Source organism: Pseudomonas machongensis (assembly GCF_034961125.1).
GTDB lineage: Bacteria > Pseudomonadota > Gammaproteobacteria > Pseudomonadales > Pseudomonadaceae > Aquipseudomonas > Aquipseudomonas machongensis.
This window is the reverse complement of the sequence record NZ_JAYFUI010000079.1, coordinates 14,563-27,815: the sequence shown is the minus strand read 5'-3', so window position 1 is coordinate 27,815 and position 13,253 is coordinate 14,563. Positions and strand designations below refer to the sequence as shown.

Sequence of the window (13,253 nt, the reverse complement as noted above, 5' to 3'; positions counted from 1 at the left end):
GCCACAATCACCGCATCGGCCTGTATGACGCCTTCCTGATCAAAGAGAACCACATCGCTGCCAGCGGCGGCGTGGCCGAAGCCGTCGCCGCCGCGCACCGCATCGCGCCGGGCAAGCCGGTGGAAATCGAAGTGGAAAGTCTGGACGAACTGCGCCAGGCTCTGGCGGCTGGTGCAGATATCGTCATGCTCGACGAACTGACCCTGGACGAGATGCGCGAAGCGGTGCACATCACCGCAGGCAAGGCCAAGCTCGAAGCCAGCGGCGGGGTCAACGAAACCACCCTGCGGGTCATCGCCGAAACCGGTGTGGACTACATCTCCATCGGCGCGATGACCAAGGATGTGAAGGCCGTCGACCTGTCGATGCGCCTGAGCCTCTGATCCCGCTGCCCGTCAGCCGACCAATGCTTGCGTTTTCAGCAATGCCTTGGCGGCTGAGCGGGCCGTCGCTCACGGCGTTTCGCCGTGCGGCGGTGGCACGCTGAAACGAAAGAACCGGCCAAAGGGCCGGTTCTTTCGTGATCAGGCAGCGACTCAGAACGAGGCGTTGGCCAAGCCGTCCAGGTAGCGCTCGACGTCCAGTGCTGCCATGCAGCCGGCACCGGCCGAGGTGATCGCCTGGCGGTAGACGTGGTCGGCCACGTCACCGGCAGCGAACACACCTTCGACGTTGGTGGCGGTGGCATTGCCTTCACGGCCGCCGTTGACCACCAGGTAGCCGTCTTTCAAGGTCAGCTGGCCTTCGAACAGCGAGGTGTTCGGGGTGTGACCGATGGCGATGAACACGCCGTCGACCTTGATCTCGTCGCTGCTGCCATCGTTGTTCTTCAGGCGCGCACCGGTCACGCCCATGTTGTCACCGAGCACTTCGTCCAGGGTGGCGTTGAGCTTGAGCTCGATCTTGCCTTCGGCGACACGGGCATTGAGCTTGTCGATCAGGATCTTCTCGGCGCGGAAGGTATCGCGACGGTGCACCAGGGTCACCTTGCTGGCGATGTTGGCCAGGTACAGCGCCTCTTCCACAGCGGTGTTGCCACCACCGACCACGGCAACCGGCTTGTTGCGGTAGAAGAAACCGTCGCAGGTGGCGCAGGCCGACACGCCCTTGCCCATGAACGCTTCTTCCGACGGCAGGCCCAGGTAACGGGCGCTGGCACCGGTGGCGACGATCAGCGCATCGCAGGTGTAGGTGCCGCTGTCGCCGGTCAGGGTGAACGGCTTGCTGGCCAGGTCGACGGCATTGATGTGGTCGAAGACGATCTCGGTCTCGAAGCGCTCGGCGTGTTCCTGCATGCGCTGCATCAGTGCCGGGCCGGTCAGGCCATGGGGGTCGCCCGGCCAGTTGTCGACTTCGGTCGTGGTGGTCAGCTGGCCGCCAGCCTGCAGGCCGGTGATCAGCAGCGGCTTGAGGTTGGCACGGGCAGCGTAGACCGCGGCGCTGTAACCGGCAGGGCCGGAACCGAGGATGATGACCCGGGAATGACGAACTTCGGACATGTCGTGCTCCTGTCGAGCCGGCCACATGAGGCCGACACCGGTGTGCCGGCGACGCCGGCTGGAAAATAAAAAGGACCTGCGCAGCACTTGGGGAAGGCTACAACGCACAGGTCCGAAAACCTGGGGGCCACCTTCCACTGAGGGCTCGCGGCGTTTCACGGCGTTCAGAAATTGAACGCACTGTAGCGAGGTGGCAAAGATTAAGGAAATATCCTTCGACAATCCACCTTATAGACAGGCTCTATCCAGGGACGAATCCGATCCGCGATTGTCCCTATGCTTTGTTACAGCCGGTGTCGCGCCTTTCGTCGGCGCCGCAAACTCGGTAAGGTCAGCCCGTTTTCCTTCTGTGGAGCATCCCGATGCAAGCCCCCGTCCTGTCCGGCCCCCAGTACCTGCGCGAGGGCCTGAAGCTGGTCCTGAGCCCGAACCTGCGGTTGTTCGTGCTGTTGCCGCTGGCAGTCAACGTGCTGCTGTTTGGCGGTCTGATCTATTTCGCCGGCCACCAGTTCAGCCTGTGGGTGGATGCGCTGATGCCGACCCTGCCCAGTTGGCTGAGCTTTCTCACCTACATTCTGTGGCCACTGTTCGTCGCCCTAGTGGTGCTGATGGTGTTCTTCACCTTCACCCTGTTCGCCAACATCATCGCCGCGCCGTTCAACGGTTTTCTCGCGGAGAAGGTCGAGGTGGTGGTGCGCGGTGAAGACACCTTCCCGGCGTTCAGCTGGGGCGAACTGGCGGCGATGGTGCCGCGCACCTTCAGCCGCGAGATGCGCAAGCTCGGCTACTTCCTGCCACGCGCCATCGGCCTGTTCATCCTGTCGTTCATTCCGGTGGTGAACGTGGTGGCTGCGCCGCTGTGGCTGGTGTTCGGTATCTGGATGATGGCTATCCAGTACATCGACTACCCGGCAGACAACAACAAGATGAGCTGGCAGGACATGCTCGCCTGGCTGCGCAGCAAGCGCTGGCAGTCGCTGGGTTTTGGCGGCATCACTTACCTGGCCCTGCTGATACCAGGGGTAAACGTGCTGATGATGCCAGCGGCGGTAGCCGGTGCCACTCTGTTCTGGGTGCGTGAGAACGGGAATGCACGGGGCGTAAAAGCAACCAATCAGACAACCTGATAACCATGTAAGCGATGCCCTTTTCCAGCCCACTGATACACAAGGCTGGTACATATGGCACTGATAGCTCAACCTTTCAGGCATCCCGACTCGGGCATTTACTACCTACGTCGCAGGGTGCCTGATGACCTACGGCAGATCATCGGCAAGACCGAGATTCGTCGCTCCCTGAATACTCGACACCACCATCAAGCGAAGGCTGCATTTGCCCTTGCGTATGCAGAGTCAGAGAGGTTGTTCAACGATGCCCGCCAGGGCGTCTACGTTGAGCCCTGCAAGCCAGAGATGGCAGGTCAGCCCTTACCTACGCCTGCACTCCCTGCCCTCAAAGAAACCTCTATAAGGCTGTCGGAAGCGCTCACCCGCTACGTTCACTCCATCTCTGCGTCAGGTAGGTCCGAATACGTTCTGCGGCGGCATGCAGTGGACTACAGCCGTGCCGTTAACCGGTTCATCTCCAACATGGGAGACAAATCCATCACCGAGATTCAACCCTCAGATATCCATGAGTTCGCTAGCAACCTGATCCAGCCCTCAGATCCCAACGTCAAACCGCTGGCGATCTCATCAACTCGCTTACTGCTAGCACGACTGTCATCCGTAATGGCCTTCACAGTGGATTCAGGTCTGCTTGAAACGAATCCGGTAACAGCATCCCGTATTCACAAGCGATTGGGGTCGGGCAAACCGAAACGGCGCCTGGATGACAATCGGGGGTATAGCTGGAGCGAGCTGGTCAATCTGTTCAGCCATGCTGAGTTCCAGAAGCTGCGAGATGCCCAAGGTCGGCCAGGGAACGCGGTATTCTGGATACCGCTGATGGCCGCATACACTGGTGCCCGGCGTGAAGAGTTGGCTCAACTCTACATCGAAGATATCCACCAGCATGAATGTGGCTGGTGGTTCATTCGGATCATCGATGACCGACCCGACAAGTCAGTCAAGACTGACAGCAGCCGCAGGGAGATCCCTGTCCATACCGACCTGATCGCTCTAGGGTTACTGACCCTCATACAAGGCCGCTTGCCAGGAACACGGGTCTTCCCTCAATTGGTAAAAGTGAGCGACGGCTTCGCAGGGATCGTCTCCAAGTCGTGGCGTCCGATCACTCAGCGGTGCGGTGTTTACCGAGCAGGCCGTAATCCTCTGCATGCTTTCAGACACAGCTTCAAAACCCTTGCAAGGGAGCACGGGATACCCAAGGAAGTGAGCGACTGGATAACTGGGCATGCGTCTGGCCACATCGGAGATAGCTATGGCGTTAACCCATTGTCCCGCATGGCGATGGAGATACAGAAGTTACCTAGCCTTGCTGAAGCTGCTGGGCTGCTGCCTGGCAAATGACAGTCCTATAACATTTACGGTAGCCGTAGCCCTGTGAAGGCAATGGCCGAAGCGCTTGTCAAATCAGGCTAGAAACACCGCAATAATCCAGCAACCACCTTCCTTTGCGGACGCTGACTACCACTTTCCAGATTAATGCTAACCGTCAAAAGAAATGGTTAGCAGCGTCTCAAGACTATTGACTAACCGATTAGCCACTAAATTTAAAGTTTAGCCACTATATCTGCGCCCTGCATGTAATGACGCTATTGACTCGGTATAGCTCCCTGGTAGCCTTCCCTCCAGTCAGACGGGAGCCACAAAGGGTAGTCCGCCTAACACCTCAAATCATAACCCACATCAAGTAAGAGGCGTTAACGCGTCGCAAGCAGCTAAACCATGCACGCCAACTAATTTTCAAGTAGCAAGTAACGAAGCAAGTAGCGAACAACATGCATTGCAGCGCACTCCAACATTGATGATCAGCAGTACCAATTTAGACTGCTTTGAAACACCAGCACTATCAGCACGACATCAGACAAGCAATCTCTAACACCCTAAACAAATAAACCAGCTCATTAGCCTTTGTCCTCGAAGCATAAAACCACTTAGCACGGCAGGCTTCGTGCCGCCTGCGATATACCTTCGCAATCGCCTAGCACTACATAGATACTGGCACCCAACCAAACCATCACAAGGAAGTAATAATGAAACCCATCACCGTCACGTCTATAGCCCCATCGTCAATCGACACACTTTCAAAAGCCCGCACCAGAACAATTGGAAACCTCGTATATGATTACGTGACCGGAGAGTACTACGGCGAGTACATTACTACACCCTTCGCACCCAAACCGATGCAATTCGCAATGGGCACCCCTTCTAAGATAGACAGAAACTGGTTCATTGAAGAGGACGGCAGCATCAGCCCGTTAGCTACTATGGAGAGCAGTACACACAGCACACAGCTAAACGAACTAGCGCCTGTGGTTAAGCTACCTAATAGCAAACCTATGACAAAAGCCAAGACCAGTTCCACGTGTGGACCAAAGCCACAGGTAATAGTTAACCCGCTAGCCCCTGCACTTTGTATCTTCAAGTTCGAACAAAGACCTACCCCATGGCTAGATGAGTTTGTGTTCGGAGCAATTTATACAGGTCCGGGAGTGGTCAACGGGAAGCATAGCGTCTCTCTTGCCGATGTTAAGAAGGTATTACGCCTTTCCATTATTTCGACAGCAACAGTAGCATCCTGCTTATTTAATCATGAACGGCAGCCAATGAGCACACGGCAGCTACAACGAGTAATTGAAGCGGCGAGGACGGCCTTACGGGGCATTGCTCTGTACCTTGAACGAAACCCGGAAATCCTCAGATCCATTGACGTACAGATAGACTTCGATACTTTATGGCAACCACAACAGGCAAGTGTGGCAAGCGTCGCTAGCATAGAACATCCAATGAAGCAGCAGGCGCTGGGCATGATTGAGGCCAAGATCCCGAATAAAACCATCGCCAAGGCGCTTGGCATATCCAAGAACACGGTAAAGCGATGGAAGGAAGAGCTTCTATCAAGCCACAGCGGAGGGGTCAATGAAGGGTAGTTAGCGACAGATCCTATAAGGGGTTATGTTAACTCTTAGCACACACCAACTCAATCTTGACACCTGACAATCTAAATTAGTGGCGTAAACGCCACAGCGGATCGATGGTGCTTAGAGCACAGATGAAAACTTTATGCAGTGAAAAGAAGAAGGGGCAAGAAAGCCCCTACCGCTCTTGATCTTGTTTCAACTCAACTTTGAGCTGTAAAAGTTACTACCGCGTGACGACCGTCACCATTAATTTGCAAGGTTGAGATCAAAAGCACTGGGGGCTTGTCTGCCCTGCCCCCCTGCTATGAATACGCCGTAAGGCAGGATAACAATTCCATAAGCAGAGGGAGAGAAGGGCTGTACTGCCCTCCCCACTCTAAGCTTTGATCTCAATCATGCCGAGCGGCATAAGTGTAATTACCCGTGACGGTCCGTCACAAGTAAATGAGAGAGCTGAATCTAATGCATAGTGGGCTGTTGCTCCCCTGCCCACTACAAGCCGCCAGGCGCAGGTTAACTCTTCAACCCAAGGGTGGAGTGGAGCAGCATCACCCTGATCTTCTTCTGGCTTCCACTCAACGTGATCCGCCGTGACGGCTACGTCACCACATATAAAGCAGCAGTACTCCCATACAGCTTTGTGGGGCTTGCGCTCTGCCCCACTGCCTAACAACCTAAAGAGTCGAAGCACTCTCTAAGGCGCCACCTTGAAGGCTATGATCACCCTCAAACAACTGAAGAGCATCAGAAGCTAGGGCTTCAGTAGCAAAAGGACCTACTCGTATATACTTAGAAGTCTCCGATGGCACTTCATAACCACTGCCTCGAACCTTATCAGTTATCTCTCTGCATTCCTTATTAGAGGCAAAGGGCAAGATTACAAACCATTGCTCTTTATTAACAGTACTTGAATCCACTTGAGCCAGCGGTTCTACCTCTGAACCACAGTGCTTACACTTCTTGGCTTGAGCCTTGATCAGCTCTGCACAGTACGGGCATTCTCTCTGGCCGCTGACAGTTACTACTGCCTGGCCTGTAGTCTGATCTGATGCTACGTTTACTTCTTGCCACCCCCTACGCAGGTAAGAATTCACAATGATCTTGTTTATGGTTGCTGCATATGCAATGGTTGCGATAGGTAGAGCAAATACGATTCCGTAGCCTCCGGTTGCTAACGAGAAGCCTCCCACTAGAAGCAGCCATAGGAAGAAGTGCCCCCATAGCCCCTTAAATGCAAGGTAGATTGGACCAAGTAGTATTACCAGCCCAGCGGCTTCCCCGCTCACTTCTTCAACGTGTCCATTCGCAGGATTGCGGAAGGTCCTTGCCATAACAATATCCTTTAAGTTCTGAAGGAGTTCAGTGCCCGAATGGCATAGATGTATATCTCTGCTATGCCCCCTACCCTTGCTTAAAAAGCATTCGGTCTGAAGCTGGGCAGAGGGTACTTACGCTAATCAGCCAGGTAACCAGCCGATGGAGTTGGTATGATCTGCCCTGGCTGCCATGCTTCAACATGAAGAACAGCCAAGACAGACCAACATAAGATGACCAGAGTTTAGACGTATTACTCAGGCTTCTCTGTCGTTACGAGCTCCGGGCTTACCACACAAGTGAACAAACCATCTGGCTCAGGGCTAAGCTCTACTGAGCTAATCGCTCCTAACGCAGTAAGGTCAGCAATTGCTTTCCCAAGCTCCTTTAACGTGATCTTACAATGGTCTGCCAGTGCTGCCTGTGGGATCTGTACAATGCCATTACTGCCAACAACAGACATCAGAGTCAGCATGACCGACACATTTTGAGGATTTACTAGGCTTAGGTTGCCCAGTTCCGCAAAAGTGGTTTGGTTAACGTACAGCTTGTCCTGGTCATCAGAGGCGGCGCGGGTTGGAACGTGTTGGTCACTCATAAGTATTCTCCAGTGAGAGGTAGGTTTGGTCTGTGGCCTTACGTCTTACGGTCTTACTGGGTTTCTTACTGATTGACTTACTAGGGGACTTACAGCTCACGCCTCACGCAAGCTACAGGGCAACGCTAACGACCAAGCCAGCTCGTGCCCACCTGGCAGAGAGACATAGGTCTAGCCTCCACCCTTGACACCAATCCTCAGAGGCTGAGGTAGATCAGCATCTCTATGTCACGATTAGTGTGTGTCCGATTAGAGCACATCTCTGGACCATTGGGGAATGCCTGCACCCCCATCTTCCCCCGCGCTTCAGCACCAGTTCGGCACCCGAGTCAGGGAGCTGCGTGTTTCTATGGGCATCAGTCAGGAAGCATTTGCTGATCGGTGCGGCTTCGCTAGGACCTACATGTCTCGCATCGAGACAGGGGGTGCCAACCCTTCCATCAACGCCATCAAGGTGCTGGCCGACGCTTTGGGCGTCAGCATCGCGGACCTCTTCGAAGGCATGTGAGCCCCCCAAGCCGGTCACTATATGCCAGTGCTTTAACTAATCGGCTTCTAATTGGCAATTAGCCCCAAATGGCACTCTCCGCAGGCTAACCCTTCCTACAATTCAAGAGAGCTCTGGAATTGAGCCAATCAGGGCTTAGCCGAAGCCCTCCTTCACACCTTTGCAGCAATTGTCAGACGTCTTGAACGTGCTGGTAGCTGCTATAGACAACCGATTGATACCCACGAACAACCTCGTAATGGCATTATGATCCATTGTCATCAACTGCCGTCAAGTAGAGGAAGGCTTATGGCGCAGGGTTGGAGTACCGAAGAGCTTGCTGCATCGGTCGAAGCTTATCAGCAAATGGCAGAGAAGCACGAAGCCGGAATTAGCTACTCAAAGACGAAGGTCTATGAGGAGCTGTCTGATCGGTTCGGACGCACGAAGAAAGCATTCGAGTATCGGATGCAGAACATCTCTGCAGTGCTCAATGAACTGAATTTGCCATGGATACCTGGATTAAAGCCAGCCGTGAATGTCGGAACGGACATCAAGGCTATATTGATGCAGCTCATACAAGGGAAGAGCCCCCACCCCATCACATTAGCGGACAATCTTGGGGATAGGCTTAACTGGGAAAAGTGCTTAGCTGCCGTAATCCAACTAGGAGGCACTGCAAGTAAAAAGCAAGTTGAAGAGTGGATTCTTGCTCGTGACCCAGACTACAACACCAAGAATCTCGCGGACCTATACATGATGTCTGTCAACTCTCCTGCAAGGACTGGCTACTCTCAGAACGAGAAGCCTCGGAGAACTGACCAGGGGAACCGCTACGACAGGCTATTCAAGGTCGGAAAGGCGGTGTTTGAAATCTACGACGCTACAAAGCACGGCGTTTGGGAAATCTACGTCGATGCGTCTTCGAATAATCGTTTCGGTGTATCAATCCGCCAGGTGTCAAATCCTGTCGCGGAAGCATTGGCTACAGCTCAGGAGGCTGCCGAGCAAGCGTTCGTATTTGATCCAACGGACGTATCCGACGCCAGGACGCGCATTACTGCAGCTATCGTCCGCCGAAGGGGCCAACCAGCATTCCGGAAAGCCTTGATGGACGCCTACGGGGAAGTTTGTGCCATAACCGGCTGCAACCTTCCCGCTGTGCTAGAAGCGGCGCACATTCATCCGTACAAGGGTACTCACACCAACGTAGCCTCAAATGGGCTGCTGTTACGAGCAGACATTCATACCTTGTTTGATCTGGGGTTGATCGCTATCGAGTCCGATACAATGACGGTACGAGTGTCCCCAAAGCTCAGAGGAACCGATTACTCGATCTTAGATGGTTCGTCTCTTCGTCTTGCTTCAAAAGAATCTCAGCGGGCTAGCCCAGAGGCCCTTGATTGGCACCGGAGCCAGTGTGACTGGTGCGCCTAATCGTGACAGCATTCTCGACTCCCATGTAATGACGGACACCGAGGGAGCAGTATCCCTTCGCGCGTGAATTGCAAAGCTATGTGCAGAGATTTCCGCACATGGAACAACTGCCCTTGTACTAGCAAGCCCCACCAAAGAAGTCCACGACTCCATTCTTACAACAGCCCCCGCCATACAGCTCCCTCATAAAGCTATAGGAGAGAGTCGTATGGCGGAGCTCTCTCATCCAGACAAGAAAGTCTATGTATTCATTGGCCTCTACCTAACCGACCACAGCTGGTGAATACACATAACGCCTGTAACCCGTATTCATTAGACTTGCTTTTGGCAATGAATACAGCCACACTCCCAGCATCTAGAGTCAAATGAATACAGAGGCAGGGATATGGCACGAGTTGGGTACATCCGAGTTAGTTCGGCAGACCAGAACGTAGACCGCCAGCTTGACGGTGTTGCCTTAGATAAGGTCTTCACCGAGAAGCTCAGCGGCGCTACCACTGACCGTCCCCAGCTTCAGGCCATGCTGGAATACGTGCGTGAGGGCGACACCATTCTGGTACACAGCATTGACAGGCTTGCTCGCTCCCTGGCTGATCTACTGAAGCTAGTGGAAGACCTGACCAAGCGGGGTGTTCATATCCGCTTTAATAAAGAGCAGTTGGAGTTCACTGGCGAAGACAACCCGACCCAGCACCTGATGCTCTCTATGATGGGTGCTGTGGCCCAATTCGAGCGAGCTATGATCAAAGAACGCCAACGAGAAGGTATCGCCAAGGCTAAGGAGAGAGGCGCCTACAAAGGCCGCACTAAGACAGTGGATGACGCAGCAATACGAGCCGCTATCGCTGGTGACGGCGTAACTAAGGGCTTGTCATTCCGTCAGGCTGCTGAGCAATTACGTGTAAGCTTAAGCACCATCCAGCGCGCGATGAAGGCTAGCGCCTGACTTATGAAACGCCATGGCGGCTCTACAGGCCCTGGACACAAACGCTGGCGCCATCGGCTTAGCTATTGAACGACTGGGATCGTGATAGCCATATGCCATATTTCTGGATTTCTGCATTCGTAATCCGTATGGCCTAGTGAATAGGCTTAACACCGAGCCACCAAAATGCGAACAAGGTAAGTTAAGACACCTCTTCCAAGAGGCGACAAAACGCCCCACCAAGTAGACTATTCACAAACAAATGCCAAGCAATCTCAATTGATTGCTTGGCACCAACCTTACCTTAACATATTAATTACTCAGAGCCTTTAATAGCTTCCGAACGAATACGCGCACCGGTGGTTCCCTCGATAATCTTATCTCTCAGACCATCAACACGATCTTTCTTAGTTACTGCAATGTCCAAGAATCGAGCAATCTGTTCCAGAGGCTTCTTGGAAGAATAATTACTATCTAGGAAGTTTGCAGCATCCTCTCTACTAGAGAACCCCGTTAGCTTCTCGACAATCGAGGACACATCCTCGATAGCGCTAGAGTCGGACTCTTCCTTAACCCTACGACGAACCATCTTAATTTCTAAATCATAAGATGGATCTGTAAGCTTATCCAAGTCCTCTGGCGAGAGCCGAAGCAACGCCGACGACAAGCGCCGCATAGCTTGACCTACGGCTACTGAACACTCTTTCATAGCTCCTCCAGCAAACCTTCGAACTCATTAACAAACTTTTCAATCTCAGTTACGATATCCGAGTGCGTGCCACTTGAGTAGAGATTCAACACTACAGGAACAAGAGCTTGCGGAGCATCCGCGAAGATAGTCTTATTCTCTCTAAAGTAGTTCTTAAGCGTAGGAACGCCCAAGCGCTTAGTCTGCGATATATACTGCCTTTGAGCCGCAATTGGCTCGCCGCTAGTAATCTGGATCATCGTAAATACGACGCCGAGTACCTGCGGTGAAATCGACTCTGTACCCTCATTGAGCTCGGCATACTCATTAAACTCTTTAACTAGCTCCTTCACGCTACGCTGAAGGTAGTCAATACCAAGCGTGGAGAGGTAGTCAGGCTTCGCAGGGATAAGTATCTGCTCACTTGCAACAATGGCGTTTTTAGTCACGATGTTAAAGTTAGGAGGGCAGTCTATCAGAACAATATCATAATCTTCCTGTTCTGCAAGCTCTGCGATAGCCTCCTTTAACTTACCATGAACCTTGATATAGTTCTTCTTAGCCTGCGTCATATTCACGCCACCAAGGAGAGTCGCCAACTCCAAGTCAACGTTAATCAGCCCAAGATGCGAACATACAAGGTCTATCTTACCGCCTTTCTTACCAACTCGCTTATTGACAACTTCCGGGTGAATAACAAAATCCGATAGCGGCGGAGGTTCCTTACCAAGTGCAATTGCGTCAAACCATGACTTGATAGTTTTATCAGACTTATACTTAGCGTCCCACTGGTCAGGTGTCACAAACGAGAACGTCAAGCTGGCCTGAGCATCCGTATCTATGATAAGAACCTTATAACCACGCCAAGCAAGCTCGCTAGCAAGGTTAGCGGTAACGGTTGTCTTACCCACACCACCTTTGTAGTTGATAACTGAGACTATGTGCATCCTTGTCTTACCTCAATAAATCAGTAGATATAACTCAGAGAAGCCCTAAAGCTCGCCAGATAGTAGCCTAACGCCACCTTTTCGGCTTGTGAATTTGCGAGGCACCGTCCAGTGATCCTGCCGCCCCCCTTCACCTACCTGAGGAACCATCGATAGTAAGGGCCGGACACACCTGTGTTGCTGCTGCCATAGCTAGGCAACAATCACCCCCTCTCTGCTCAGCCACAGTCGTTGACAGTGCCAGCCTCCTAACCGACCTTTTCAGCTGATCCACCTAGCTGATACATTTCCCGCTCAACCCCTTGGGAAAGGGCATTGATTTACGCGGCTTTCAGACGATTCGCCTAGCTTTTGCTGTACATCGACTACCCGGCGGACAACAACAAGATGAGCTGGCAGGACATGCTCGCCTGGCTGCGCAGCAAGCGCTGGCAGTCGATGGGCTTTGGCGGGATCACTTACCTGGCGCTGCTGATACCGGGGGTGAACGTGCTGATGATGCCGGCGGCGGTGGCGGGGGCTACGTTGTTTTGGGTGCGGGAGCGCAACTGAGGCATCCGGGCTCTTGTGCCGAAACTGAGACCCCGTTGGATGGCACCGGCCATGCCGGTGATCGCGGGACCAGCCCGCTCCCACAGGAATTGGGCTGGCCTTGGATTTTGAACAAGACAGTTGCTTGTAGGGTAAGACCTGAAGGGAAAGGGCAGCGCAAGGCACCGCCCGTCAGTCATTGACTCAACTGGCTGGAGAACTGCCCCACCGCATTGACCACCTTCTTCGCCCCGTCCTGGATCTCGACGATCACGCTGCCGGTTTCCCCGGCCAGCGTCAGGCCCTGCTCGGCCTGGCGCTTGCTGGTGTCGATGATGTCCACCGCCGCCTGGGCCAGTTGCTCGTTCTGCTGCACCACCCGGGCAATCTCCTCGGTAGCACTGCTGGTACGCGAGGCGAGCTGGCGCACTTCGTCGGCAACCACTGCGAAGCCCCTGCCCTGTTCGCCGGCACGGGCGGCTTCGATCGCGGCATTGAGCGCCAGCAGGTTGGTCTGCCCGGCAATGTCGCTGATGGTCTTGATGATCGAGCCGATCACCTTGGATTGCTTGTCCAGCGCCTGGATGCCCTCGGCCGCCTCCTGCATCGAACTTTCCAGGCCACGCATCACCTCGACCGTCTGGGTGACCACGTCGGTGGCCTTGCGGGCGCTGGCGTCGGTGTCCTGCGAGGTGCTGTAGGCGATATCGGCGGCCTGGGCCACGGCGATTTCCTGGTTGACCTGGTCAGTGATCACAGTGGCGAACTTCACCACCTTGTAG

Annotated in this window: 12 protein-coding genes and 2 pseudogenes; 8 read left to right on the top strand and 6 right to left on the bottom strand. The window is 53.8% G+C overall.

Features of this window, described 5'->3' with window-relative positions; translation table 11 throughout:
• A partial coding sequence (locus VA602_RS08315; RefSeq protein ID WP_407682502.1) for a nicotinate-nucleotide diphosphorylase occupies positions 1-383 on the top strand: 383 nt, incomplete at its 5' end.
• A gap of 153 nt (positions 384-536) precedes the next feature.
• Here VA602_RS08315 and trxB read toward each other — a convergent pair.
• The gene (gene trxB / locus VA602_RS08310; RefSeq protein ID WP_054895213.1) at positions 537-1,499 is read right to left on the bottom strand and encodes a thioredoxin-disulfide reductase; all 963 of its coding nucleotides are present in this window, start codon (positions 1,497-1,499) and stop codon (positions 537-539) included.
• A 362-nt stretch (positions 1,500-1,861) separates the two neighbouring features.
• Between trxB and cysZ the strand changes: the two genes are divergently transcribed.
• From cysZ to VA602_RS08295, 3 genes are all read left to right on the top strand, one after another.
• Complete coding sequence (gene cysZ, locus VA602_RS08305; protein ID WP_323452974.1) at positions 1,862-2,626, top strand: sulfate transporter CysZ; 765 nt, start codon at positions 1,862-1,864, stop codon at positions 2,624-2,626.
• A gap of 54 nt (positions 2,627-2,680) precedes the next feature.
• On the top strand, positions 2,681-3,970 hold the full coding sequence (locus VA602_RS08300) for a site-specific integrase (RefSeq protein ID WP_323452973.1): 1,290 nt from the start codon (positions 2,681-2,683) through the stop codon (positions 3,968-3,970).
• 686 nt (positions 3,971-4,656) lie between these two features.
• Positions 4,657-5,553 (top strand): helix-turn-helix domain-containing protein, encoded by an 897-nt coding sequence (locus tag VA602_RS08295; protein WP_323452972.1) that lies wholly within the window; start codon positions 4,657-4,659, stop codon positions 5,551-5,553.
• A gap of 665 nt (positions 5,554-6,218) precedes the next feature.
• On the opposite strand, the gene VA602_RS08290 is transcribed toward VA602_RS08295, so the two are convergent.
• Positions 6,219-6,875 carry a zinc ribbon domain-containing protein gene (locus tag VA602_RS08290; RefSeq protein ID WP_323452971.1) on the bottom strand — a complete coding sequence of 219 codons (657 nt, stop codon included), beginning with the start codon at positions 6,873-6,875 and terminating at the stop codon, positions 6,219-6,221.
• Between the two features lie 236 nt (positions 6,876-7,111).
• Positions 7,112-7,456 carry a hypothetical protein gene (locus tag VA602_RS08285; protein ID WP_323452970.1) on the bottom strand — a complete coding sequence of 115 codons (345 nt, stop codon included), beginning with the start codon at positions 7,454-7,456 and terminating at the stop codon, positions 7,112-7,114.
• A gap of 277 nt (positions 7,457-7,733) precedes the next feature.
• Between VA602_RS08285 and VA602_RS08280 the strand changes: the two genes are divergently transcribed.
• The 3 genes from VA602_RS08280 to VA602_RS08270 all read left to right on the top strand — a co-directional run bounded on the left by VA602_RS08280 (position 7,734) and on the right by VA602_RS08270 (position 10,326).
• A complete protein-coding gene (locus VA602_RS08280; protein WP_323452969.1) occupies positions 7,734-7,964 on the top strand; it encodes a helix-turn-helix domain-containing protein in 231 nt (76 codons plus the stop codon).
• 288 nt (positions 7,965-8,252) lie between these two features.
• Positions 8,253-9,380: an HNH endonuclease gene (locus tag VA602_RS08275; RefSeq protein ID WP_323452968.1), complete on the top strand. Its 1,128-nt coding sequence runs from the start codon at positions 8,253-8,255 to the stop codon at positions 9,378-9,380.
• A 385-nt stretch (positions 9,381-9,765) separates the two neighbouring features.
• Positions 9,766-10,326: a recombinase family protein gene (locus VA602_RS08270; protein WP_323452967.1), complete on the top strand. Its 561-nt coding sequence runs from the start codon at positions 9,766-9,768 to the stop codon at positions 10,324-10,326.
• Between the two features lie 295 nt (positions 10,327-10,621).
• Here the strand turns inward: VA602_RS08270 and VA602_RS08265 are convergent, their stop codons facing one another.
• Both VA602_RS08265 and VA602_RS08260 read right to left on the bottom strand, forming a co-directional pair.
• Complete coding sequence (locus VA602_RS08265) at positions 10,622-11,014, bottom strand: hypothetical protein (protein WP_323452966.1); 393 nt, start codon at positions 11,012-11,014, stop codon at positions 10,622-10,624.
• Positions 11,011-11,940 carry a ParA family protein gene (locus VA602_RS08260; RefSeq protein WP_323452965.1) on the bottom strand — a complete coding sequence of 310 codons (930 nt, stop codon included), beginning with the start codon at positions 11,938-11,940 and terminating at the stop codon, positions 11,011-11,013. The genes VA602_RS08265 and VA602_RS08260 overlap by 4 nt, the downstream gene beginning before the upstream one ends.
• Before the next feature lie 357 nt (positions 11,941-12,297).
• Here VA602_RS08260 and VA602_RS08255 point away from each other — a divergent pair.
• Positions 12,298-12,492: pseudogene (locus VA602_RS08255) on the top strand (EI24 domain-containing protein); the annotation flags it as partial.
• Between the two features lie 175 nt (positions 12,493-12,667).
• Here VA602_RS08255 and VA602_RS26750 read toward each other — a convergent pair.
• Positions 12,668-13,102: pseudogene (locus VA602_RS26750) on the bottom strand (methyl-accepting chemotaxis protein); the annotation flags it as partial.
• Between the last annotated feature and the right edge of the window lie 151 nt (positions 13,103-13,253).

What these genes read in the sequence shown, in the direction of transcription:
- trxB (WP_054895213.1), bottom strand. Translation starts at nt 1,499, where the DNA reads ATGTCCGAAGTTCGTCATTCCCGGGTCATCATCCTCGGTTCCGGCCCT.
- cysZ (WP_323452974.1), top strand. Translation starts at nt 1,862, where the DNA reads ATGCAAGCCCCCGTCCTGTCCGGCCCCCAGTACCTGCGCGAGGGCCTG.
- VA602_RS08300 (WP_323452973.1), top strand. Translation starts at nt 2,681, where the DNA reads ATGGCACTGATAGCTCAACCTTTCAGGCATCCCGACTCGGGCATTTAC.
- VA602_RS08295 (WP_323452972.1), top strand. Translation starts at nt 4,657, where the DNA reads ATGAAACCCATCACCGTCACGTCTATAGCCCCATCGTCAATCGACACA.
- VA602_RS08290 (WP_323452971.1), bottom strand. Translation starts at nt 6,875, where the DNA reads ATGGCAAGGACCTTCCGCAATCCTGCGAATGGACACGTTGAAGAAGTG.
- VA602_RS08285 (WP_323452970.1), bottom strand. Translation starts at nt 7,456, where the DNA reads ATGAGTGACCAACACGTTCCAACCCGCGCCGCCTCTGATGACCAGGAC.
- VA602_RS08280 (WP_323452969.1), top strand. Translation starts at nt 7,734, where the DNA reads ATGCCTGCACCCCCATCTTCCCCCGCGCTTCAGCACCAGTTCGGCACC.
- VA602_RS08275 (WP_323452968.1), top strand. Translation starts at nt 8,253, where the DNA reads ATGGCGCAGGGTTGGAGTACCGAAGAGCTTGCTGCATCGGTCGAAGCT.
- VA602_RS08270 (WP_323452967.1), top strand. Translation starts at nt 9,766, where the DNA reads ATGGCACGAGTTGGGTACATCCGAGTTAGTTCGGCAGACCAGAACGTA.
- VA602_RS08265 (WP_323452966.1), bottom strand. Translation starts at nt 11,014, where the DNA reads ATGAAAGAGTGTTCAGTAGCCGTAGGTCAAGCTATGCGGCGCTTGTCG.
- VA602_RS08260 (WP_323452965.1), bottom strand. Translation starts at nt 11,940, where the DNA reads ATGCACATAGTCTCAGTTATCAACTACAAAGGTGGTGTGGGTAAGACA.